The sequence below is a fragment of the Enterobacter cloacae complex sp. P16RS2 genome (assembly GCF_014982155.1).
Classification (GTDB): Bacteria; Pseudomonadota; Gammaproteobacteria; order Enterobacterales; family Enterobacteriaceae; genus Enterobacter; species Enterobacter cloacae_M.
Map to the genome: position 1 here is coordinate 13,360 of NZ_JADCKW010000007.1, position 21,325 is coordinate 34,684.

A 21,325-nucleotide genomic window follows, 5' to 3' on the forward strand; every position below is an offset into this window, starting at 1 on the left:
TTTGAAAAGTTTTAGGTTTACGAGTATAAACCGAACCGAAAATTAACAAAACCCTTTGGAGAAGCCCGATGGCTCACCACGCACGCTGGACGATGTCGCAAGTCACTGAATTATTCAACAAACCTTTCCTTGAGCTGATGTTCGAAGCCCAACAGGTGCATCGTCAGCACTTCGATCCGCGCCATGTTCAGGTCAGCACGCTGCTGTCGATCAAAACCGGTGCCTGTCCTGAAGACTGCAAATATTGCCCGCAGAGCGCGCGCTACAAAACCGGCCTGGAGTCCGAACGGCTGATGGAAGTGGAGCAGGTGCTCGACTCCGCCCGCAAGGCGAAAAACGCCGGCTCGACCCGCTTCTGCATGGGCGCGGCGTGGAAAAACCCGCACGACCGCGACATGCCGTATCTGGAGCAGATGGTGAAGGGCGTGAAGGAGATGGGCCTCGAAGCCTGTATGACGCTCGGCACGCTGAACGAGGAGCAGGCGCAGCGCCTCTCCGCCGCAGGGCTGGATTACTACAACCATAACCTCGACACCTCGCCGGAATTTTACGGCAACATCATCACCACACGGACCTATCAGGAGCGTCTGGACACGCTGGATAAAGTGCGCGACGCGGGGATCAAGGTCTGCTCGGGCGGTATTGTCGGCTTAGGCGAAACGGTGAAAGACCGCGCGGGCCTGCTGCTGCAGCTGGCAAACCTGCCGACCCCGCCGGAAAGCGTGCCGATCAACATGCTGGTAAAGGTTAAGGGAACGCCGCTGGCGGATAACGACGACGTGGATGCGTTTGATTTTATTCGCACCATCGCGGTGGCGCGCATCATGATGCCGACCTCTTTCGTGCGCCTCTCAGCCGGTCGCGAGCAGATGAACGAGCAGACCCAGGCGATGTGCTTTATGGCCGGAGCCAACTCCATCTTCTACGGCTGCAAGCTGCTGACCACGCCGAACCCGGAAGAGGACAAAGACGTTCAGCTGTTCCGCAAGCTGGGGCTTAACCCGCATCAGACCGAGGTGCTGACGGGCGATAACGAGCAACAGCAGCAGCTGGAGCAGCAGATTTTCAACGCCGACACCGACCAGTTCTACAACGCGGCAGCCGTATGACCTGGCAGGCACGCATTAATACCGCGCTGGACGAACGCCGGGCGGCAGAGGCGTTTCGCGTTCGCAGGGTGGTGGAAAACGGCGCGGGCCGTTTTCTTACCCGCGAGGGGAGGCAGTTTTGTAATTTCTCCAGCAACGACTATCTCGGGCTGAGCCAGCATCCGTCCATCATCCGCGCCTGGCAGCAGGGTGCGGAGCGGTTTGGCGTGGGCAGCGGCGGCTCGGGACACGTTAGCGGCTACACCACCGCGCATCAGGCGCTGGAAGAGGCGCTTGCCGACTGGCTCGGCTACCCGCGCGCGCTGCTGTTTATCTCCGGCTTTGCCGCCAACCAGGCGGTCATTACCGCCCTGATGGGAAAAGAGGACCGGATTGTCGCCGACCGCCTGAGCCACGCCTCGCTGCTGGAGGCGGCAAATTTAAGCCCGGCGCAGCTGCGCCGTTTTGCCCATAACGATGCGGGGCAACTCGCCGCGCTGCTGGATAAACCCTGCGACGGACAGCAGCTGGCGGTCACCGAAGGGGTGTTCAGCATGGACGGCGACAGCGCGCCGCTTGCCGCGCTGCACGAGGCCGCAAAACGGCAAAACGCCTGGCTGCTGGTTGACGATGCCCACGGCATTGGCGTAATGGGTGGCGAAGGTCGCGGCAGCGCGCATCAGCAAAACGTAAAGCCGGAGCTGCTGATTGTCACCTTCGGCAAAGGCTTTGGCGTCAGCGGCGCCGCCGTGCTGTGCAGCGAGTCCGTCGCCGACTATCTGCTGCAGTTTGCCCGGCACCTGATCTACAGCACCAGCATGCCTCCGGCGCAGGCCGTGGCGCTGTCTGCGTCGCTGGCGGTGATCCGCAGCGCAGAAGGGGATGAACGTCGCCAGCGGCTGGCAGAGCATATCTCCCGCTTCCGCAAGGGGCTAGCGGCGCTGCCCTTCCACAGCCCCGATTCGCAAAGCGCCATCCAGCCGGTGATTGTCGGCGAAAACGGCCGCGCGCTGGCGCTGGCACAGGCGCTGCGCGAGCGAGGCATGTGGGTTACAGCCATTCGCCCGCCAACGGTCCCGCCGGGTACCGCGCGGCTGCGTTTAACCCTGACGGCGGCGCATGACGCTCGGGATATCCAGACGCTGCTGGAGGCGCTCCATGACGCCGGTGAATAAGCAGGCCGTCGCGGCGGCATTTGGCCGGGCCGCGCAGAGCTATTCGCAGCACGATGAGCTGCAGCGTCAGAGCGCGCAGGGGCTTCTGGTCGCGCTTGGCGACAACCGCTTTCCGCAGGTGCTGGACGCCGGCTGTGGTCCCGGCAGCAACAGCCGCTACTGGCGCGGGACGGGAAGCCAGGTCACGGCTATCGACCTCTCAGAGCAGATGCTCGACGAGGCGAGTCAGCGGCAGGCAGCGGATCGCTATCTGCTGGCCGATATCGAGGCGATCCCGCTGGCGGATGCGCAGTTCGATCTGGTCTGGAGTCATCTGGCGGTTCAGTGGTGCAGCAGCCTGCCGCAGGCCTTACGCGAGCTTTATCGCGTGGCGCGACCGGGCGGGAAGGTGGCCTTTACCACCCTGCTGGAAAGTTCGCTGCCGGAGCTGAACCAGGCGTGGAAAGCGGTGGATGAGCAGCCGCACGCTAACCGCTTTTTATCGCAAGAGCAGGTGACGCAGGCGCTGGCAGGCTGGCGCTATCGCAGCACGGTGCAGACCATCACCCTCAATTTTAGGAATGCGTTGAGCGCGATGCGCTCGCTGAAGGGCATCGGGGCCACGCACCTGCACGCCGGGCGGGAGAAAAAACCGCTGACCCGGGGACAGCTGCAGCGTCTGGAGCTGGCCTGGCCGCAGCAGCGGGGACATTTCCCGCTCTCTTATCAACTTTTTCATGGGATTATCGAACGTGAGTGAACGTTATTTTGTCACCGGAACGGATACGGAAGTGGGAAAAACGGTGGCCAGCTCGGCGCTGCTGCAGGCGGCGCGAAAGCTTGGGAAAAACACCGCCGGATATAAGCCGGTTGCTTCCGGCAGCGAGATGACGGCGGAAGGGTTACGCAATACCGACGCGCTGGCGCTCCAGCGTAACAGCACGCGTGAGCTTGCCTATTCAGCGGTGAATCCGTACACCTTTGCCGAGCCGACCTCGCCGCACATCATCAGCGCTGACGAAGGTCGTCCGATTGATTTCACCGTGCTGTCAGCCGGGTTACGGGCGCTGGAAAGCCAGGCCGACTGGGTGCTGGTGGAAGGTGCAGGCGGCTGGTTTACGCCGCTTTCGGACGCGCAGACGTTTGCTGACTGGGTGCAGGCCGAGCAGCTTCCCGTCATTCTGGTCGTCGGCGTCAGGCTGGGCTGCATCAATCACGCCATGTTGACCGCGCAGGCCGTACAGCACGCCGGGCTGACGCTGGCGGGCTGGATAGCCAACGACGTGGTTGCGCCGGGGAAACGACACCAGGAGTATCTGGCGACGCTCAGGCGCGTACTTCCCGCCCCGTGCCTCGGGGAAATTCCCTGGCTTGCTGACGGCGTGGAAAATGCCGACACCGGGCGTTATCTCGATCTCAGCGTCTTGCTTCCCGCGACATCCAGTGCGCGATAAGCTCGTCATCCAGCTCGTTAACGTGGCCCTGCGCCACGTTACGCCCGCGATAGAGCATGCAGAAACGGTCCGCAACCCGGCGTATAAACGACAGCTGCTGCTCAGCTAGCAGCACCGTCATACCTAACTCCCGGTTTAAGCGCACCAGCAGCTGCCCCAGCTTCTGGGCGAAGCTGTGTCCTGCGCCGTGCAGGGGCTCATCGAGGATCAGCAGGTGCGGACGGTTCACCAGCGCATTAGCCAGCGCCAGCTGGTACTGGTCGTCCGGAGAGAGCGTGTTCGCACGGGTCTGTCGCAATGTGTAGAGCGCCGGAAACAGGTCGTAAACGTCACTTTTCGCCTCCGGCTTGGGTTTCCCCATCGCCCGCATGGCGATATGCAGATTCTCCTCAATCGTTAACTGGGAGAAGATCCGCCTGTCCTGAGGGACATAGCCTATCCCCGGTCCTGAGCGCTGTTCTGGCGGCAGGTTAAGCAAGTCGCGCGGCGGCGCGCCCGCCTCGTGCCAGATGATGCTGCCGCTTTCAACGGGCACTCTCCCGGCGATGCAATTCATGAGGGTGGTTTTCCCCATCCCCGGCAGGCCAACGACGCCTGTACACATCCCTTGCGGAAAATCCAAATTCACGTTCCATAGCGTATGTTGGCTTCCGTAAAACTGATTCACAGCACGCAGACTCAACATCTTTTTCTCCTTAAAAATGTGTGTAGGTGAGGCTCATGTTTGAATCTGCAAAACCCCTGCCAGAAACCGAAAAGTGCTCAAAAAAACGGCTTTTTTAGGAATAAGTCACCAGATAGGGGCTGTGAAAAAAGGGAATTGCACATCGACGGTGCTGGAGGTGGTGAGTTGTGGTGCAGAACCCGAAATGATGAAAATGTGAGCAAGATCCCATCGGTTGGTTATGAATGACGCAACTGTTAATCATCAAAAAATAGCTATAAAAATTTTTTACTGCCGTCTCGTGGGAAAAACCGGGAATTTGCCGAGCGCCAGTCTGCATGGGCTGGAAGCAGTTATCCACTATTCCTGTGGATAACCATGTGCATTAGAGTTAGAAAACACGCGATAAGCGAGAGAAGACGCGGCTTACGCCCAAATTGGCGCGAAACGCGGCTTTAGAAAATATCGTTTATTATTTAATTGCTTAGATAAAAGCAATTCCCGTCATTAAAGTGTCACCCGTTGCCACAAAACTATCATTACCTGGCTTGACAAATGTTAAAAAAGAAAAAGTTCTGGGGATAACCTGACCTGACTGGTGTTTTATATTGTCACAGTCCAAATTTTGGCCGCTATCGCGCTAATCATTCAGGCGCTATGCTAAATATCCTGACATGCTACTGGTTTTTCATCCAGTGTTTTTTACTGGCATTCCTGGCAACAACGAGTAAAATTACTCACCTGCCGCTTATAACGTCATCAGGTTGTCGCCCATGAGTAAACCGTTCAAATTGAATTCTGCTTTCCGTCCATCTGGCGATCAGCCTGAGGCGATCCGTCGTCTGGAAGAGGGGCTGGAAGACGGGCTGGCGCACCAGACGCTGCTGGGGGTAACCGGCTCGGGTAAAACGTTCACCATCGCCAACGTGATTGCGGATCTCCAGCGCCCAACGATGGTGCTGGCACCCAACAAAACCCTGGCCGCGCAGCTTTACGGCGAGATGAAAGAGTTCTTCCCGGAAAACGCGGTGGAGTATTTCGTCTCCTACTACGATTACTACCAGCCTGAAGCCTACGTACCGAGCTCTGACACCTTCATCGAGAAGGATGCCTCGGTGAACGAACACATCGAGCAGATGCGTCTGTCGGCCACGAAGGCGCTTCTGGAGCGTCGCGATGTGGTCGTCGTCGCGTCGGTTTCCGCGATCTACGGTCTGGGCGATCCCGATCTCTATCTCAAGATGATGCTGCACCTGACGCAGGGGATGATCATCGACCAGCGCGCGATCGTTCGCCGTCTGGCGGAGCTGCAGTATGCCCGTAACGATCAGGCGTTCCAGCGCGGCACCTTCCGCGTACGCGGTGAGGTGATCGACATCTTCCCGGCGGAATCGGACGATATGGCGCTGCGCGTCGAGCTGTTTGACGAAGAGGTTGAACGCCTGTCGCTCTTCGACCCGCTGACCGGACACATTGAATCAGTGATCCAGCGCTTCACCATCTACCCGAAAACGCACTACGTGACGCCGCGCGAGCGTATCGTGCAGGCGATGGAAGAGATCAAAGTGGAGCTGGCCGAGCGCCGTAAGGTGCTGCTGGCGAACAATAAGCTGCTGGAAGAGCAGCGCCTGAGCCAGCGTACCCAGTTTGACCTTGAGATGATGAACGAGCTGGGCTACTGCTCCGGCATTGAAAACTACTCGCGCTTCCTCTCCGGGCGCGGGCCGGGCGAGCCGCCGCCGACGCTGTTTGATTACCTGCCGGCAGACGGTTTGCTGGTGATCGACGAATCCCACGTCACGATCCCGCAGATCGGCGGGATGTACCGCGGTGACCGGGCGCGTAAAGAGACGCTGGTGGAGTACGGCTTCCGCCTGCCGTCGGCGCTGGATAACCGTCCGATGAAGTTTGAAGAATTTGAGGCATTAGCGCCGCAAACCATTTACGTCTCGGCCACGCCGGGCAACTACGAGCTGGAGAAATCCGGTGAAGACGTTGTCGATCAGGTTGTGCGTCCAACGGGCCTGCTCGACCCGATTATCGAGGTGCGTCCGGTGGCTACGCAGGTGGACGATCTGCTCTCTGAAATTCGCGCCCGTTCCGCCATCAACGAGCGCGTGCTGGTGACCACGCTCACCAAGCGTATGGCGGAAGACCTCACCGAGTATCTCGAAGAGCACGGCGAGAAGGTGCGCTATCTGCATTCGGATATCGACACCGTGGAGCGCATGGAGATTATCCGCGATCTGCGTCTGGGTGAGTTTGACGTGCTGGTGGGGATCAACCTGCTGCGAGAAGGTCTGGATATGCCGGAAGTCTCGCTGGTGGCGATTCTGGATGCGGACAAAGAGGGTTTCCTGCGTTCCGAGCGTTCGCTGATCCAGACCATTGGCCGCGCCGCGCGTAACGTCAACGGGAAAGCGATTCTGTACGGTGACAAAATCACCCCGTCGATGGCGAAAGCGATTGGCGAAACGGAGCGCCGCCGCGAGAAACAGCAGCGCTACAACGAAGAGCACGGCATCACGCCGCAGGGGCTGAACAAGAAGGTCGTGGATATTCTGGCGCTGGGTCAGAACATCGCCAAAACCAAAGCGAAAGGCCGCGGCAAGGCGCGTTCAGTGGTGGAAGAAGATACCGTCGTGCTGACGCCGAAAGCGCTGCAGCAGAAAATCCACGAGCTGGAAGGGCAGATGATGCAGCACGCGCAGAACCTTGAGTTCGAAGAGGCGGCGCAGATCCGCGACCAGCTTCATCAACTGCGGGATCTTTTCATTGCGGCATCGTGAGTAAAGCGTTGTTTTCTCCCTCTCCCTGTGGGAGAGGGCCGGGGTGAGGGCATCAGGCCGCACAAAACGAACCTAACCCAGCGCCTGAATCGCCTTCTCCAGCGCCTCGCGCAGCAGGTGACGGTCATGGCGATACTTAATGTCACTCGCTTCCAGCGGCTCCTGCACCACCACGCGGTCGCCAATACCCGACACATCCACCTTCGGCCCGACCACGACGCCGTCGATAATTTTTTTACCGACGTACTGCTCCATTAATTCAAGTTTATCTGCCAGCGACAGGCTCGCCGCCGCCGGACTAAGTTCACGTCCCAGGTTACCGATGTAAACCATCGGGGCAGGGGTGCGGCGCAGCGCCTGCGCCAGCTCTTTCACCAGTAGAATTGGCATCAGGCTGGTATAAAAACTGCCTGGACCGATCAGGATAAGATCCGCTTCCCCGATGGCCTCCACCGCTTCTCGCGTGGCGGGCACGCTCGGATAGGTCATTAACTCCGTGGGTGGCAGAATGAGCTGGTCAATATTCACCTCGCCGTAAACTTCATGCCCTTCAGCGTCGATGGCCATCAAGTCTACCGGTTGTTCTGACATGGGGATCAGGAATGCGTCCACTTTGAGCAGATTACGGATTAAATTAATGGCTTCCAGAGGCCTTACGCTCAGGTGATCGAGCGCCTTTAACATCAAATTTCCGAGGTTATGTCCGGAAAGTTCGCCATTACCGCCAAAACGGTACTCAAACATCGCCGACGCGACGCTCGGCTCGGTAATTAACTGGTTCAGGCAGTTGCGCATGTCTCCCCAGGCAATGCCGCCTTCGGCACGTCGAATGCGCCCGGTTGAGCCGCCGTTGTCGGTGGTAGTTACTATCCCTGTCAGCCTTGAGCCGAGTGACGATAAAGAGGACATAACCCGGCCTAAGCCGTGTCCTCCGCCAAGAGCGACCACTCGGTCAAGATCCGCAAAAGTGCGATTGCGCATACGTATTCCTTATCACGTTCGATCGCGTAACAGTAACCTAACTACCCCTAAAAGACGATGCCTCACCCGATGCAAAATGACGTATATCAATGTGAAAATGCGGTTTTTAGGTATTCTGTAGCGAAAATGCAGGATCGATTCGCTATATAGATAATTATATAGCGTGAAGCGATAATGGCGTCGTCAGAATTTCCGCGCTACTATCGCCCTAACCACGTTTTCAAAATTGAAAACATACACTCTAGCCCTTGTGCCTGTGTCGAAAGATATGGCGCTCTGGCCGTGGCGAATTTGCCACCAGGGTACAGAAAGAAATGACTGTGCCTCCCGATCTGGAAAGGTGTACATGGCTTCACAACTTACTGATGCTTTCGCGCGTAAGTTTTATTACTTACGTCTGTCGATTACCGATGTGTGCAACTTCCGTTGCACCTACTGCCTGCCCGATGGCTACAAACCGGGCAGTGTCACCAATAACGGCTTTCTCTCCGTGGATGAAGTGCGCCGCGTCACGCGCGCCTTCTCTGAGCTCGGCACCGAAAAAGTGCGTCTGACCGGCGGCGAACCCTCTCTGCGCCGCGATTTCCCCGACATCATTGCCGCCGTGCGTGAAAACGAACGCATCCGCCAGATTGCCGTGACCACCAACGGTTACCGCATGGCGCGTGACGTGGCGAACTGGCGCGATGCGGGGCTGACGGCGATCAACGTCAGCGTCGATACCCTTGACGCCCGTCAGTTCCACTCCATTACCGGCCAGGATAAATTTCAGCTGGTCATGGACGGCATCGACGCCGCGTTCACGGCGGGCTTCGAAAAAGTCAAAGTCAACACGGTACTGATGCGTGATGTGAACCACCATCAGCTGGACACCTTCCTGGCGTGGATCCAATCCCGCCCCATTCAGCTGCGTTTTATCGAGCTGATGGAAACCGGCGAGGGCAGCGAACTGTTCCGTCGCCATCACATCTCCGGCATGGTGCTGCGCGACGAGCTGCTGAAACGCGGCTGGATCCACCAGATCCGCCAGCGCAGCGACGGCCCGGCGCAGGTCTTCTGTCACCCGGATTATGAGGGTGAGATTGGGCTTATCATGCCCTATGAGAAAGACTTCTGCGCCAGCTGCAACCGCCTGCGCGTCTCCTCCGTTGGCAAGCTCCATCTTTGCCTGTTCGGCGACGGCGGCGTGGACCTTCGCGATCTGCTGGAAGATGATGCGCAGCAGGGCGCGCTTGAAGCACGCATTTCTGACGCGCTGACGCATAAAAAACAGACCCACTTCCTGCATCAGGGCAATACCGGTATTACTCAGAACCTGTCTTATATCGGCGGGTAATCAGGCTTAAGAAGGAATCAGAAGATGAGTCAGGTAAGCGCAGAATTTATCCCGACACGCATTGCTATCCTTACCGTTTCCGACCGCCGGGGCGAAGAGGATGATACCTCCGGCCACTGGCTGCGCGAGGCAGCCCATGACGCGGGGCATCACATCGTCGATAAAGCGATCGTGAAGGAGAACCGCTACGCCATTCGCGCTCAGGTTTCGCAGTGGATTGCGAGTGATGAAGTACAGGTGGTGCTGATTACCGGCGGCACCGGCTTTACCACAGGCGATCAGGCCCCCGAAGCTCTGATCCCGCTTTTCGACCGCGAGGTAGAAGGCTTCGGCGAAGTGTTCCGCATGCTCTCCTTTGAAGAGATTGGTACCTCCACGCTCCAGTCGCGCGCCGTTGCCGGGGTGGCGAACAAAACCCTGATTTTCGCTATGCCGGGCTCGACCAAAGCCTGCCGCACCGCGTGGGAAAACATCATTGCCCCGCAGCTGGACGCCCGTACCCGTCCGTGTAATTTCCATCCCCATTTAAAGAAATAAGCTATGTCACAACTGACCCACATTAACGCCGCCGGCGAAGCGCATATGGTGGACGTCTCGGCCAAAGCGGAAACGATGCGCGAGGCGCGCGCGGAAGCGTTCGTCACCATGCTGCCGGAGACCCTGGCGATGATTATCGACGGCAGCCATCACAAGGGCGACGTCTTTGCCACCGCCCGCATCGCCGGTATTCAGGCCGCCAAACGGACCTGGGATCTCATTCCGCTGTGCCATCCGCTGATGCTGAGCAAGGTGGAAGTGAACCTGCAGGCACAGCCGGAGCATAATCGCGTGCGCATTGAGTCACTTTGCCGCTTAACCGGCAAAACCGGCGTGGAGATGGAGGCGCTGACGGCGGCCTCAGTTGCCGCGCTGACCATCTACGACATGTGCAAAGCGGTGCAGAAAGATATGGTGATTGGCCCGGTTCGCCTGCTGGCAAAAAGCGGCGGCAAATCCGGTGATTTTAAGGTGGACAGCCATGATTAAGGTGCTCTTTTTTGCGCAGGTGCGCGAGCTGGTGAATACCGACAGCCTGACGCTGGACGCGTCCTTCGAAAACGTTGCGGCCCTGCGCGCGCATCTGGCGGCACAAAGCGACCGCTGGGCGCTGGCGCTGGACGAAGGCAAGCTGCTGGCCGCCGTTAACCAGACGCTGGTGGAGTTCACCCATCCGCTGAAGGCAGGAGATGAAGTGGCCTTCTTCCCGCCGGTTACGGGGGGCTAAGATGGCTGAAACCCGAATTCTGGTGAGTCCCGAGCGTTTTAACGTGGGGACCGAATACAGCTGGCTGGCGGAACGCGATGAAGACGGCGCGGTCGTCACCTTCACCGGCAAAGTGCGCAACCACAATCTCGGTGACAGCGTGAAGGCGCTGACGCTGGAGCACTATCCGGGGATGACCGAGAAATCGCTGGCGGAGATTGTTGACGAGGCACGGGGCCGCTGGCCGCTTGGCCGCGTCACGGTTATTCATCGCATCGGCGAGATGTGGCCTGGCGAAGAGATTGTCTTCGTCGGGGTGACCAGCGCGCACCGCAGCAGCGCGTTTGCGGCAGGGGAGTTCATTATGGATTACCTCAAAACCAAAGCGCCGTTCTGGAAGCGCGAAGCCACACCGGAAGGTGACCGCTGGGTAGAATCTCGCGACAGCGATAAACAAGCCGCCAGCCGTTGGTAGTCGGTTTACGTGGATGTGTTAATCTTAACTTGTGTGTCTACTTAATCTTAATCAGGAGTGAATCATGGACCGATTTCCGCGTTCCGATTCAATAGTACAGCAGACCCGTAGCGGCCTGCAGACGTATATGGCTCAGGTGTACGGCTGGATGACGGTTGGCCTGCTGCTTACCGCGTTTATCGCGTGGTATGCGGCGAACACGCCTGAACTGATGATGTTTATCTTCTCCAGCAAAATTACCTTCTTTGGGCTGATTATCGCGCAGCTGGCGCTGGTATTTGTGCTTTCTGGTCTGGTGCAAAAGCTCAGTGCCGGAATGGCAACCACGCTGTTTATGCTCTATTCGGCGCTAACGGGGCTGACGCTTTCCAGCATTTTCATCGTCTACACCTACTCCTCCATCGCCAGCACGTTTGTGGTCACCGGCGGGATGTTCGGTGCGATGAGTCTCTACGGTTACACCACGAAGCGCGATCTGAGCGGCTTCGGCAGCATGCTGTTTATGGGGCTGATTGGGATTGTGCTGGCGTCACTGGTGAACCTGTGGCTGAAGAGCGACGCGCTGATGTGGGCCGTGACCTACATCGGGGTGGTGATCTTCGTTGGGTTGACGGCGTATGACACCCAGAAACTGAAAAACATCGGCGAGCAGATCGACGTACGCGACAGTTCACACCTGCGCAAATACGCGATTCTGGGCGCGCTGACGCTGTATCTGGACTTCATCAACCTGTTCCTGATGCTGCTGCGGATTTTAGGCAATCGTCGCTAAGGTTGTTTTGCCGGGTGGCGGTGCGGTCTGGTGCCCTCACCCTGACCCTCTCCCACGGGAGAGGGAACAAACACTAAAAACGGCAACAAGATTGCCGTTTTGCTTTTATTTCGCTAACGCCTTCTCGTTCTTCGCTCTCAGCTTTTTCGCCCGACTCTCCAGCACCAGATAACATACCGTTGCCAGCGCCAGCGGCAGGAAGTAATACAGCATGCGGTACGCCAGCAGGGCGGCGATAATCGTTCCCTGAGAGACATGCTCCCCGGCCAGCAACGCGATAAAGACCGCCTCCAGCACGCCGATCCCCGCCGGGATATGCACAATTACGCCCGCAATGCTGCTCACCAGCAGCACGCCCAGCACGAAGAAGTAATTCACGTCCTCGCCAATCAGCAGCCAGATAATGGCCCCCATCGCCATCCAGTTGGCGCTGGAGACGGCCATTTGCAGCACTGCAAACTTCCATGAGGGCAATACCAGCTTTTGCCCCTTGATGGTCATATGGCGGCGTTTAGCAAAGGCGCAGGCCCATAGATACACGGCGATGATGAGCAGCAGTACGATGCCCAGAATGCGCAGCGTGGCCTCATCGATATACCAGTGCGCGGGTAGCTGCACCACGCCGATAGTGAAGATCACGCCGCCGAGCAGAATATAGCCCAGCCAGTTGGTGGTGATGCTTAACGAGAAAATGCGCGTGATGGTCCCGCCCGGCAGGCCGAGCCGCGAGTAAAGGCGATAGCGCATGCCAATGCCGCCGACCCAGGTGCTCAGCGTCAGGTTAAAGGCGTAGCAGATAAACGACACCAGCATCACCTGACGTTTGGCCAGCTTGTGGCCGCAGTAGGCGCGGCCCAGCAGGTCATAGCAGCCGTACATCAGGTAGCTGACAATAACCAGCCCCACAGCGCCCAGCAGCACCATCCGGTTATAGTTGCGGATGACTTTCCACACCTCCTCCCAGTCAACTTTCTGCGCGTAGACCACCAGCAGAACCGCGACCGCAATAAAAAACAGCCAGGTCAGGATCTTTTTTGCCAGCCGCCAGCGCGGATGCGATTTCGACATCAGGGTTTGCCTCCGTCTTCCGCTTCAATACGGTCCTGGGTTTCCATTTCGGGTTGTACCGGCGGATCCACCTGCGCTAGCTTCGGCGTATGCGCCGGCAGCCAGCCGACCATCGCCGGGAAATGGCGCAGAAAGTGGAACACCACCACGCTGATGCCCAGGTTCCACCAGGTACGTTTAGGGACCATGGACTCATCCACGCGCACGCAGTCGTTAACGATCAACGCCTGCAGGTTATCCCGCAGAGTCTGATTAAACTGGCGGTCGTGAATGATCAGGTTGGCTTCGAGATTCAGCGACAGGCTCAGCGGATCGAGATTACTCGAACCCACGGTGGCCCAGTGATCGTCCATCAGCGCCACTTTGCCGTGCAGCGGCCGGCGGCGATATTCGTAGATCTGTACGCCGCCCTTCACCAGATAGTTATACAGCAGGCGTGCGCCCACTTTGACAATCGGCATATCCGGCTCGCCCTGCACAATTAGCTTCACGCGTACCCCGCGTCGGGCCGCATTGCGCATGGCGTGCAGCAGACGATAGCCCGGGAAAAAGTAGGCGTTAGCAATAATCACTTCGCGCTTCGCGTTGGCGAGCATCTTGAGATAATGACGTTCAATGTCGTCCCGGTGCTCGCCGTTATCCCGCCAGACGAAAAGGGCCTGCGCTTCGCCGGGCTTCCGGTTCTCTTCCGGGCGATGGCGGCGTCTCCACCAGCGGCGAACGGCCTCTTTACCCGGCAGGTTCTCCAGCTCAAAGAGCAAAATGTCCTGCACCACGGGGCCTTCAATGCGAATGGCGTAGTCCTGCTTCGCCTCCGGGCCGTAGTCGGACATATGCTCAGCGGAGTAGTTAATGCCGCCGACAAACGCCACCGTCTCATCCACCACCACAATTTTGCGGTGCATCCGGCGGAAAAGATTGGTACGCATGCCGAACAGGCGAGGGCCGGGATCGTAGTAGCGGAACACCACGCCCGCGGAGGTCAACTCATTCACAAACGCATCGCTGAGATCCGGCGAGCCATAGCCATCAAGCAATACTTCAATTTTGACGCCGCGCCGGGCGGCGCGCAGCAGCACGCTATGCAGCTGCTTGCCGACGTCGTCTTCGAACCAGATAAAGGTTTCGAGGATCACCTTCTGCTGTGCATGGTCAATCGCTTTAAACACGGCCGGATAATACTCGTCCCCATTGACCAGAAGCGTGATTCGGTTGCCTTCCTGCCAGGAACATTTCATAGGTGGATCTCCGCGCTGAGCGGGGCATGGTCGGAAAGATGCCGCCAGTTAAGGAGCGCCAGGGCGGTCGGGCTGCTTGCGTGGGCATTTTTCACGTAGATGCGGTCAAGCCGAAGCAGCGGGAAACGGACCGGGAAGGTGCGCGCAGGCCTGCCGTTGGCGCGAGTAAAAATCTCTTCCAGCCCGGCATCCACTTTCAACGGATGGTTTGCCCGCTGTCGCCAGTCGTTGAAATCGCCCGCCACCACTACCGGTTCACCTTCGGGAAGGGCGTTGGCCCATTCGGCCAGCATTTTCAGCTGTGCCTGACGATGGGCTTCGCGAAGGCCCAGATGAACACAGCCGACATGGACAGGTCGCTCGAGGTCTGGCGGCGTAATGCGGCAGTAAAGCAGGCCGCGTTTTTCGCTTTCCCCGACGGAAACGTCGCGGTTTTCATAATGTTCAATGGGGTAACGGGACAGTACCGCGTTTCCGTGATGTCCTTCCGGATAGACCGCGTTGCGGCCGTAGGCGTAATCACTCCACATGGTGTCGGCCAGAAATTCATAGTGCGGCGTGTCGGGCCAGTTCTCAAAGTGGAGCGGATGCACTTCGTGTGCGCCCATCACCTCCTGCAGGCAGACAATATCCGCGCTGACGGTGCGTACCGCGTCGCGCAGCTCCGGTAAAATGAAGCGGCGATTAAATGCTGTGAAGCCCTTATGAATGTTTATCGTCAGCACCTTAAGCGAGAAATGCTGCATTTTTTGAGTCATAAGCTCCTTCCTGAGTGACTATCCCAATGAAAATAAAGTGTAGTCGTCGTCACAAAAAGATGCGGCGTTACGGAATTTTCCGTAAAGTGCGGTAGTCTGATTAAGCAGAGAAAAATCCTTCAGGAGAGAAGCCATGAAGTGGCAACAACGTGTTCGTGTCGCAACTGGCCTGAGTTGCTGGCAGATAATGTTGCATTTACTGGTCGTGGCCGTACTGGTGATGGGCTGGATGAGCGGCACGCTGGTGCGTGTTGGCCTGGGGCTATGCGTCCTTTATGGCGTCACCGTGCTGTCGATGCTGTTTTTACAGCGCCACCATGAAGCGCGCTGGCGCGAGGTGGGTGATGTGCTCGAAGAGCTCACCACCACCTGGTATTTTGGCGCGGCGATGATCGTGCTTTGGCTGCTGTCGCGCGTGCTGCAAAACAACCTGCTGCTGGCCCTGGCCGGTCTGGCTATCCTCGCAGGGCCTGCGGTGGTCTCGCTGCTGACCAAAGAGAAAAAGCTACGCAATGTTGCGTCTAAACATCGCGTACGCCACTGAGCCCGTCGTGGCCGCTATGACCAGTAGCGGCCACAAACTTCCCCAGACAATATCCAGACTCGCATCCTTCAGATAGATTTGCTTGGTGATGTCCGTAAAGTGACGAATCGGGTTTACCCATGTCAGATCCTGTAGCCACACCGGCATGTTCTCGACGGGCGAAACATAACCCGAGAGCAAAATTGCGGGCATCATAAAGACGAACACCCCGATAAAAGCCTGCTGTTGCGTCGAGCAGAGCGCCGAGATCAGCAGTCCAAACCCCACCAGCGACAGCCCGTAAATCACCATAGTGAAGTAAAACAGTGCCAGCGAACCGGCGAACGGGATCTGATAGGCCCAAATCCCCACTCCCAGCACGATGGTGGCCTGGAACGTCGCGACGATCAGCGCCGGGACCGCTTTGCCGACGAAAATTTGCCAGGTGGCGAGCGGGGAGACCAGCAGCTGGTCCAGCGTGCCCTGTTCACGCTCGCGGGCGACGGACAGGGAAGTCACGATCATCACCCCGATAGTGGTGATCATGGCGATCAGCGACGGTACCACGAACCACTTGTAGTCCAGATTCGGGTTGTACCAGTTACGCACCACCAGCTCGCTGTTGTTGGGCTTCGGTTTGCCCGCCATCAGCTCCTGCTGGTAATCCTTGACCACCTGTTGCAGGTAGTTGGCCGCGATCTGGGCGCTGTTGGAGTTACGCCCGTCGAGGATCAGCTGCATCGGCGCGGTCTGGAAGGTATCCAGATTGCGGGAGAAATCCGCCGGGAACCGCACCAGCAGCAGCGCTTTTTGCGTGTCAATGGTGGGCTGGATCTCCTGCGGGCTTTTCAGCAGCAGGATGTGGGTAAAAGCTTTTGCACGGGCAAAGCGCTGCGTCAGCTCGACGGAATGTTTGCCGTTATCTTCGTTGTAAATGGCAATGGTGGCGTTGGTCACCTCAAGGGTGGCGGCAAACGGGAACAGTAAAACCTGGATCAGCACCGGTAAGACCAGAATGGCGCGGGTTTGCGGCTCGCGCAGCAGGGATTGCAGCTCTTTGCGTATCAACGTCCATAATCGGTGAAACATGTTCGCTCCTTAATCTAACCGCCGTTTGGTTTTCATCCACGTCAACCCAATAAACATCAATGCTGACGCCATTAAAAACAGCGTGTTGACGATCAGCACCACCGGAATATTCCCCGCCAGGAACAGGCTTTGCAGCGTGCTCACAAAGTAGCGCGCCGGAATAACATAGGTCACGGCGCGGATCACCGCAGGCATACTGTCTATCTGGAAGATAAACCCGGACAGCATAATCGACGGTAAAAAGGCGGCGTTGAGGGCCACCTGCGCGGCGTTGAACTGGTTGCGAGTGATGGTGGAGATGAGCAGCCCCATGCCCAGCGTGCTGAGTAAAAACAGGCTGGTGATAAAAAACAGCACCACCAGCGAGCCGCGATACGGCACGCCGAGGATAAAGACCGAGACAAGCATGCAGAGCAGCATCGCCAGCATGCCGAGGAAATAGTAGGGGATGAGCTTACACAGCAGTAGCTCGACCCGCGTCACTTCGGTAGAAAGCAGTGCCTCCATGGTCCCGCGCTCCCACTCGCGGGCGATCACCAGCGAGGTCAGGATCGCGCCAATCACCGTCATGATAATCGTCACCGCGCCCGGAATAATAAAGTGCTGACTGATGGCGGCGGGGTTAAACCAGTAGCGCGTCTGCACGTCGATGAGCGGTTTAAATTCTTCACCCCGATCTTCCGCGCGCTGCATCTGCCAGAGCTGCCAGATTCCCTCCGCGTAGCCCTGCACGAAGTTGGCGGTGTTCGGCTCGCTGCCGTCGGTAATCACCTGGATCGGCGCATCGGCATTCGCCCGCGCCATATTGGCGGCGAAATCCACCGGAATGACGATCAGACCGCGAATTTTCCCGGCCTGCATTTTCTGAATCAACTCCTGCCTGTTATCGCTGATGGTGGCGTCAATGTAGGGCGATCCGGTCATGGCGTGAGTAAAGTCCAGCGCATCTTCACTCTGCTGCTCCAGCAAAATCCCGACCCGCAGCTTGCTGGAGTCCAGGTTAATGCCGTAGCCAAAGATAAACAGCAGCAGCAGGGGGATCACCACCGCAATCAGCCAGCTGCTGGGGTCACGCACGATCTGCCGCGTCTCTTTAATGCACAGCGCGCGCACCCTTCGCCAGGAAATGGCATTACTGCTCATGGGCATTCTCCCTATCCCAGTCGTGGATGAGGGTGATAAACGCCTGCTCCATGGTCGGGTCCGGAACTTCATCATCGGCGGCCTGGTTTTTCAGGTCGTCCGGGGTGCCGTGGGCAATCAGCTTGCCGCGATACACCAGCCCGATGCGGTCGCAGTACTCCGCCTCGTCCATGAAGTGGGTGGTCACCATCACGGTCACCCCTTTTTCCACCATGCTGTTGATGTGCAGCCAGAACTCGCGGCGGGTAATGGGGTCAACGCCTGAAGTCGGCTCATCAAGAAACAGAATATCCGGCTCGTGCATCAGCGAGCAGGCCAGCGCCAGCCGCTGCTTAAAGCCGAGCGGCAGCTCGTCGGTGGCGTGGGAGGCAATGTTGGTTAAGGCGAAGGCGTCGCTCATGCGGCGGATTTTCTCGTTCTGCGCGCGCCCGCGCAGGCCGTACACGCCGGAGAAAAAGCGCAGATTCTGCTCGACCGTCAGGTTGCCATACAGCGAAAACTTCTGCGCCATATACCCGAGATGCTGGCGCGCCTTGCCGGAGCTGACCTTCAGGTCCATATTCAGCACCAGCGCCTTGCCGGACGTCGGCACCAGCAGGCCGCACATCATCTTAAAGGTGGTCGATTTTCCCGCGCCGTTCGGCCCGAGCAGGCCAAAAATCTCCCCGCGTTTAACCGCGAAATTGACGTTATCGGTGGCGGCGAAATCCCCGAACTTTTTGGTGAGGGATTTGGCTTCAATCACCGTCTCGCCCGGCGTGCCTTCCACCGTGTGCAGAATGGCGGCAAGCGGCGACTCTGACGTACCCGCGCCGCCCAGCAGGTCGATAAACGCGTCCTCAAAGCGCGGCGCGGTCTCTTCCATCTCGATCTCAGGCATGCCGGGCGCTCGGCGAATCTCGTCGGCGGTGGCCTCTTTTTTGAGAATAATGCGCACCGAGCGGCCCTGGATCATCCCGTCGCTGACCTGCGGCAGCCTGAGCACCCGCTGCAGCAGCCTGCGGTTGGACTCCTGCGGGCTGTGCAACAGGAAGCTGCGCCCGGCCATGCTCTGCGTCAGCGTCGTCGGCTCGCCCTGATAAAGCAGTTCGCCTTCGTTCATCAGCAGCACGTCCCGACACTGTTCCGCTTCGTCGAGGTAGGAGGTGCTCCAGAGGATCAGCATTCCGTCGCCCGCCAGCTCGTGCACCATCTGCCACAGTTCACGGCGCGAAATCGGGTCTACGCCGACGCCGGGCTCGTCCAGCAGCAGCACTTTCGGCTCGCCGACCAGCGTGCAGGCCAGCCCTAGCTTCTGCTTCATCCCGCCGGAGAGCTTGCCCGCCAGCCGATCGGTGAACGGGCCGAGGGAGGTAAACTCCAGCAGGCGCGCGAAGGTTTTCTGCCGCGTTTCGCCGGTGACGCTGCGCAGGTCGGCGTACAGGTTCAGGTTTTCCATCACCGTCAGGTCTTCATACAGGCCAAACTTCTGCGGCATATAGCCGAGCATGGCGTGAAGCGCGCCGTCGTCCTCGATCGGGTCAAGACCAAGCACGCTGGCGCTTCCTTCATCCGGCTTCAGCAGCCCCGCCAGCATCCGCATCAGGGTAGTTTTCCCCGCGCCGTCCGGACCGACCAGCCCGGTCACATAGCCTTTCTGAATGGTGCAGTTCAGCGGCGCGACGGCCGGTTTGTCCATTCCCGCGAAGCGTTTGACCAGATTGTTGAGCTGAATAACCGCGTCATTCATGTCGTTCCCCGTTGTCTACTTTTACGGTGACGGGCATGCCCTGACGCAGCGCGTCGTCCGCATCGGTGACGATGATGCGCAGGCGATACACGAGGTCGGTACGCAGGTCCGGTGTTTCAACGGTTTTCGGCGTGAATTCGGCGGTAGGGGAGACAAAGCCCACCTTGCCGTGATAAGGCTTGTCCGGGCGGCCGTCGGTATAGAGCAGCAGCTCGCGGCCCGGCTGCATCTGGCCGAGGTTTGGCTCATCAACGTAGGCGCGTACCCAGACCGGGCGGGTCAGGGAGAGCGTTAAGACGGTGCTGCCGGCGCTGAGCATGCTGCCCGGCTCCACGGCGCGGGTCATCAGCGTGCCGTCAGACGGCGCGATTAAGGTGGTGTCGTGCAGATCAAGCTCTGCCTGAGCCAGCTGCGCCTGCGCCTGTTCAAGGCTGGCTTTCGCCTGGGCGATATCCTGGGGGCGGTTACCGGTGTGGTACTGGCTTAATTTATCCTGCGCGGACTTCAGCGTGGCCTGCGCCTGGTCGCGGGACGAGCGCGCATTTTCCAGATCGTTAGCGGAAATGGTGCGGCTTTTCCACAACCCCTGCTGGCGCGCGTAGAAGTTCTGCGCGTAGTCATAGGCGGCTTGCGCCTGCTTAACGGCGGCGGCGGCCTGGGCAATCTCTTCGTCGCGATACCCTGCCAGCATCAGGTCATACTGCGCCTGGGCGACGGACACGCCCGCTTTGGCCTGCAGCAGCGCATTTTCATAGGGCGCTTTATCCAGCATCCCCAGCGTCTGCCCGCTTTTAATGGCATCGCCTTCGTCCACGTTCAGCGAGGCGAGACGTCCGCCTACGCGGAAGCTCATGTTCACCGTACGAATATCCACGTTACCGTACAGCGTCAGGCCTTTATCCTGATGGCTCTGATACCACAGCCATCCACCGACTCCGGCGGCAAACAAAACAACAACCACCAGAATGATGGCGACAGGTTTTTTCATGACTTCAGGCTCCTTTGCGTTAAGCCTTGCAGGATCAGATCGACGTGACAGGCGATGACCTGGCCAATCTGCGCGGCTTTATCCTCATCAAATTGTGTCCAGCCGGTGCGTAACAGGATGGTTTCCCTGCCCAGACGGAAGGCAAGAATTTCACCCAGCAGGGCGTGGGTATGCAAAACTGTCTCGGTATCACTGGCGTCCCGACCGGTATAGGCGGCGATCAGCCGGGTCAGGTACGAGTGCATTGGCTCAATCACCCGATCGTGTACCCGCTGGTAGGCGACTGTCGGGGAGAGCTGCTCCCGGGAGATAAACTTGCTCAGGTTGAGCGTATCGTCGTGCGTCAGCAGGCGGATCATATCGTGGCAGGCGTTGAGAATAAGCTGGCGAACGGCGGCGCGATCGGGCGACGGCTGGCCGAGCAGCGCGGTGGCTTCCTCAACGTGCGGGTGAAACTGCGTGCCGATAAAATCGGCGATCCACTCGGCGCAGGCGAGGTATAAATCCTCTTTTGAGCCAAAATAGTAGGTAATAGCCGCAATGTTCTGCCCGGCCAGCGCGGCAATATCGCGCGTGGTCGCATGCAGCCCGTACTCACCAAACTGCGCCAGCGCGGCGGCGATAAGCTGATTTTTGGCCTGTTCACCTTTGGTTGTTGTGGGTGTCGTATTCATGGTGGCATTAAGAATTAATCAATCGATTGATTAAGATTATGCCTGAATCACGCTAACGTCGAGGGAACGCTGAGGGATATTTTATGCGCTACGTCACAAAAGCTGCTACACTCCGCCCCTTCGCGACATTGTGGTTTTTGTCCTCCCCTATTCGTTATA

The 21,325-nt window shown here is 58.4% G+C and carries 22 protein-coding genes and 1 riboswitch; of the genes, 12 read left to right on the forward strand and 10 right to left on the reverse strand.

Going from position 1 to position 21,325, the window contains the following annotated elements; all coding sequences use genetic code 11:
* The first annotated feature begins 68 nt into the window (after nucleotides 1-68).
* The 4 genes from bioB to bioD are packed head-to-tail and all read left to right on the forward strand — an operon-like array spanning nucleotide 69 to nucleotide 3,696.
* Nucleotides 69-1,109 (forward strand): biotin synthase BioB, encoded by a 1,041-nt coding sequence (bioB, locus tag INF68_RS03145; protein ID WP_033144975.1) that lies wholly within the window; start codon nucleotides 69-71, stop codon nucleotides 1,107-1,109.
* Complete coding sequence (gene bioF / locus INF68_RS03150; RefSeq protein ID WP_126787451.1) at nucleotides 1,106-2,263, forward strand: 8-amino-7-oxononanoate synthase; 1,158 nt, start codon at nucleotides 1,106-1,108, stop codon at nucleotides 2,261-2,263. The genes bioB and bioF overlap by 4 nt, the downstream gene beginning before the upstream one ends.
* Complete coding sequence (gene bioC, locus INF68_RS03155; protein WP_126787452.1) at nucleotides 2,247-3,002, forward strand: malonyl-ACP O-methyltransferase BioC; 756 nt, start codon at nucleotides 2,247-2,249, stop codon at nucleotides 3,000-3,002. Before bioF ends, bioC begins: the two co-directional genes overlap by 17 nt.
* Nucleotides 2,995-3,696, forward strand: coding sequence for a dethiobiotin synthase (gene bioD / locus INF68_RS03160; RefSeq protein WP_185874214.1), 702 nt, complete (start codon nucleotides 2,995-2,997; stop codon nucleotides 3,694-3,696). The genes bioC and bioD overlap by 8 nt, the downstream gene beginning before the upstream one ends.
* On the opposite strand, the gene INF68_RS03165 is transcribed toward bioD, so the two are convergent.
* Nucleotides 3,659-4,381, reverse strand: a complete 723-nt coding sequence (locus INF68_RS03165; protein ID WP_126787454.1) for an ABC transporter ATP-binding protein — start codon at nucleotides 4,379-4,381, stop codon at nucleotides 3,659-3,661. The two genes, bioD and INF68_RS03165, sit on opposite strands and share 38 nt — an antisense overlap.
* 752 nt (nucleotides 4,382-5,133) lie before the next feature.
* Between INF68_RS03165 and uvrB the strand changes: the two genes are divergently transcribed.
* Nucleotides 5,134-7,149, forward strand: coding sequence for an excinuclease ABC subunit UvrB (uvrB, locus tag INF68_RS03170; RefSeq protein ID WP_109846300.1), 2,016 nt, complete (start codon nucleotides 5,134-5,136; stop codon nucleotides 7,147-7,149).
* A gap of 72 nt (nucleotides 7,150-7,221) precedes the next feature.
* Here the strand turns inward: uvrB and yvcK are convergent, their stop codons facing one another.
* The gene (gene yvcK / locus INF68_RS03175) at nucleotides 7,222-8,130 is read right to left on the reverse strand and encodes a uridine diphosphate-N-acetylglucosamine-binding protein YvcK (protein ID WP_023310851.1); all 909 of its coding nucleotides are present in this window, start codon (nucleotides 8,128-8,130) and stop codon (nucleotides 7,222-7,224) included.
* A gap of 225 nt (nucleotides 8,131-8,355) precedes the next feature.
* A riboswitch (molybdenum cofactor riboswitch) is annotated at nucleotides 8,356-8,489 on the forward strand.
* On the opposite strand from yvcK, the gene moaA reads away from it, so the two are divergent.
* The 6 genes from moaA (at nucleotide 8,477) to INF68_RS03205 (ending at nucleotide 11,956) form a co-directional block, all read left to right on the forward strand.
* Nucleotides 8,477-9,466, forward strand: coding sequence for a GTP 3',8-cyclase MoaA (gene moaA, locus INF68_RS03180; RefSeq protein ID WP_126787455.1), 990 nt, complete (start codon nucleotides 8,477-8,479; stop codon nucleotides 9,464-9,466). (Overlaps the previous riboswitch by 13 nt.)
* A 24-nt stretch (nucleotides 9,467-9,490) precedes the next feature.
* A complete protein-coding gene (gene moaB / locus INF68_RS03185) occupies nucleotides 9,491-10,003 on the forward strand; it encodes a molybdenum cofactor biosynthesis protein B (protein WP_047648328.1) in 513 nt (170 codons plus the stop codon).
* 3 nt (nucleotides 10,004-10,006) lie between these two features.
* The gene (gene moaC / locus INF68_RS03190) at nucleotides 10,007-10,492 is read left to right on the forward strand and encodes a cyclic pyranopterin monophosphate synthase MoaC (protein WP_109846302.1); all 486 of its coding nucleotides are present in this window, start codon (nucleotides 10,007-10,009) and stop codon (nucleotides 10,490-10,492) included.
* Nucleotides 10,485-10,730: a molybdopterin synthase sulfur carrier subunit gene (gene moaD / locus INF68_RS03195; RefSeq protein WP_025757247.1), complete on the forward strand. Its 246-nt coding sequence runs from the start codon at nucleotides 10,485-10,487 to the stop codon at nucleotides 10,728-10,730. Before moaC ends, moaD begins: the two co-directional genes overlap by 8 nt.
* A 1-nt stretch (nucleotide 10,731) precedes the next feature.
* Complete coding sequence (moaE, locus tag INF68_RS03200; RefSeq protein ID WP_029742165.1) at nucleotides 10,732-11,184, forward strand: molybdopterin synthase catalytic subunit MoaE; 453 nt, start codon at nucleotides 10,732-10,734, stop codon at nucleotides 11,182-11,184.
* Between the two features lie 64 nt (nucleotides 11,185-11,248).
* Nucleotides 11,249-11,956, forward strand: a complete 708-nt coding sequence (locus tag INF68_RS03205; protein WP_109846303.1) for a Bax inhibitor-1/YccA family protein — start codon at nucleotides 11,249-11,251, stop codon at nucleotides 11,954-11,956.
* Nucleotides 11,957-12,061: 105 nt separating this feature from the next.
* Here the strand turns inward: INF68_RS03205 and INF68_RS03210 are convergent, their stop codons facing one another.
* The 3 genes from INF68_RS03210 to INF68_RS03220 are packed head-to-tail and all read right to left on the reverse strand — an operon-like array spanning nucleotide 12,062 to nucleotide 15,020.
* Nucleotides 12,062-13,024, reverse strand: a complete 963-nt coding sequence (locus INF68_RS03210) for a YbhN family protein (RefSeq protein ID WP_023310857.1) — start codon at nucleotides 13,022-13,024, stop codon at nucleotides 12,062-12,064.
* On the reverse strand, nucleotides 13,024-14,262 hold the full coding sequence (gene clsB / locus INF68_RS03215) for a cardiolipin synthase ClsB (protein ID WP_126787456.1): 1,239 nt from the start codon (nucleotides 14,260-14,262) through the stop codon (nucleotides 13,024-13,026). Before clsB ends, INF68_RS03210 begins: the two co-directional genes overlap by 1 nt.
* Nucleotides 14,259-15,020, reverse strand: a complete 762-nt coding sequence (locus INF68_RS03220) for an endonuclease/exonuclease/phosphatase family protein (protein ID WP_023334979.1) — start codon at nucleotides 15,018-15,020, stop codon at nucleotides 14,259-14,261. The genes clsB and INF68_RS03220 overlap by 4 nt, the downstream gene beginning before the upstream one ends.
* Before the next feature lie 133 nt (nucleotides 15,021-15,153).
* Here INF68_RS03220 and INF68_RS03225 point away from each other — a divergent pair, with 133 nt between their 5' ends.
* Nucleotides 15,154-15,564, forward strand: coding sequence for a YbhQ family protein (locus tag INF68_RS03225; RefSeq protein ID WP_014883088.1), 411 nt, complete (start codon nucleotides 15,154-15,156; stop codon nucleotides 15,562-15,564).
* Here the strand turns inward: INF68_RS03225 and INF68_RS03230 are convergent.
* Genes INF68_RS03230 through cecR form a run of 5 tightly spaced genes read right to left on the reverse strand, consistent with a single transcriptional unit; the run spans nucleotide 15,526 to nucleotide 21,166 of the window.
* On the reverse strand, nucleotides 15,526-16,632 hold the full coding sequence (locus tag INF68_RS03230; RefSeq protein ID WP_109846305.1) for an ABC transporter permease: 1,107 nt from the start codon (nucleotides 16,630-16,632) through the stop codon (nucleotides 15,526-15,528). The genes INF68_RS03225 and INF68_RS03230 overlap by 39 nt on opposite strands.
* Nucleotides 16,633-16,641: 9 nt before the next feature.
* Nucleotides 16,642-17,775: an ABC transporter permease gene (locus tag INF68_RS03235; protein WP_109846306.1), complete on the reverse strand. Its 1,134-nt coding sequence runs from the start codon at nucleotides 17,773-17,775 to the stop codon at nucleotides 16,642-16,644.
* Nucleotides 17,765-19,504, reverse strand: coding sequence for an ATP-binding cassette domain-containing protein (locus INF68_RS03240; RefSeq protein WP_126787457.1), 1,740 nt, complete (start codon nucleotides 19,502-19,504; stop codon nucleotides 17,765-17,767). The genes INF68_RS03235 and INF68_RS03240 overlap by 11 nt, the downstream gene beginning before the upstream one ends.
* Nucleotides 19,497-20,492 carry a secretion protein HlyD gene (gene hlyD, locus INF68_RS03245; RefSeq protein ID WP_109846308.1) on the reverse strand — a complete coding sequence of 332 codons (996 nt, stop codon included), beginning with the start codon at nucleotides 20,490-20,492 and terminating at the stop codon, nucleotides 19,497-19,499. Before hlyD ends, INF68_RS03240 begins: the two co-directional genes overlap by 8 nt.
* Complete coding sequence (gene cecR / locus INF68_RS03250; RefSeq protein WP_109846309.1) at nucleotides 20,489-21,166, reverse strand: transcriptional regulator CecR; 678 nt, start codon at nucleotides 21,164-21,166, stop codon at nucleotides 20,489-20,491. The genes hlyD and cecR overlap by 4 nt, the downstream gene beginning before the upstream one ends.
* Nucleotides 21,167-21,325: the final 159 nt, after the last annotated feature.

Excerpts from the sequence above, each read along its gene's own strand:
- INF68_RS03240 (WP_126787457.1), bottom strand. The coding sequence starts at position 19,504 with ATGAATGACGCGGTTATTCAGCTCAACAATCTGGTCAAACGCTTCGCG.
- cecR (WP_109846309.1), bottom strand. The coding sequence starts at position 21,166 with ATGAATACGACACCCACAACAACCAAAGGTGAACAGGCCAAAAATCAG.
- INF68_RS03210 (WP_023310857.1), bottom strand. The coding sequence starts at position 13,024 with ATGTCGAAATCGCATCCGCGCTGGCGGCTGGCAAAAAAGATCCTGACC.
- INF68_RS03205 (WP_109846303.1), top strand. The coding sequence starts at position 11,249 with ATGGACCGATTTCCGCGTTCCGATTCAATAGTACAGCAGACCCGTAGC.
- hlyD (WP_109846308.1), bottom strand. The coding sequence starts at position 20,492 with ATGAAAAAACCTGTCGCCATCATTCTGGTGGTTGTTGTTTTGTTTGCC.
- moaA (WP_126787455.1), top strand. The coding sequence starts at position 8,477 with ATGGCTTCACAACTTACTGATGCTTTCGCGCGTAAGTTTTATTACTTA.
- INF68_RS03220 (WP_023334979.1), bottom strand. The coding sequence starts at position 15,020 with ATGACTCAAAAAATGCAGCATTTCTCGCTTAAGGTGCTGACGATAAAC.
- moaC (WP_109846302.1), top strand. The coding sequence starts at position 10,007 with ATGTCACAACTGACCCACATTAACGCCGCCGGCGAAGCGCATATGGTG.
- moaE (WP_029742165.1), top strand. The coding sequence starts at position 10,732 with ATGGCTGAAACCCGAATTCTGGTGAGTCCCGAGCGTTTTAACGTGGGG.
- moaB (WP_047648328.1), top strand. The coding sequence starts at position 9,491 with ATGAGTCAGGTAAGCGCAGAATTTATCCCGACACGCATTGCTATCCTT.
- INF68_RS03165 (WP_126787454.1), bottom strand. The coding sequence starts at position 4,381 with ATGTTGAGTCTGCGTGCTGTGAATCAGTTTTACGGAAGCCAACATACG.
- INF68_RS03225 (WP_014883088.1), top strand. The coding sequence starts at position 15,154 with ATGAAGTGGCAACAACGTGTTCGTGTCGCAACTGGCCTGAGTTGCTGG.
- INF68_RS03235 (WP_109846306.1), bottom strand. The coding sequence starts at position 17,775 with ATGAGCAGTAATGCCATTTCCTGGCGAAGGGTGCGCGCGCTGTGCATT.
- INF68_RS03230 (WP_109846305.1), bottom strand. The coding sequence starts at position 16,632 with ATGTTTCACCGATTATGGACGTTGATACGCAAAGAGCTGCAATCCCTG.
- yvcK (WP_023310851.1), bottom strand. The coding sequence starts at position 8,130 with ATGCGCAATCGCACTTTTGCGGATCTTGACCGAGTGGTCGCTCTTGGC.
- uvrB (WP_109846300.1), top strand. The coding sequence starts at position 5,134 with ATGAGTAAACCGTTCAAATTGAATTCTGCTTTCCGTCCATCTGGCGAT.
- bioF (WP_126787451.1), top strand. The coding sequence starts at position 1,106 with ATGACCTGGCAGGCACGCATTAATACCGCGCTGGACGAACGCCGGGCG.
- bioB (WP_033144975.1), top strand. The coding sequence starts at position 69 with ATGGCTCACCACGCACGCTGGACGATGTCGCAAGTCACTGAATTATTC.
- clsB (WP_126787456.1), bottom strand. The coding sequence starts at position 14,262 with ATGAAATGTTCCTGGCAGGAAGGCAACCGAATCACGCTTCTGGTCAAT.
- bioC (WP_126787452.1), top strand. The coding sequence starts at position 2,247 with ATGACGCCGGTGAATAAGCAGGCCGTCGCGGCGGCATTTGGCCGGGCC.
- moaD (WP_025757247.1), top strand. The coding sequence starts at position 10,485 with ATGATTAAGGTGCTCTTTTTTGCGCAGGTGCGCGAGCTGGTGAATACC.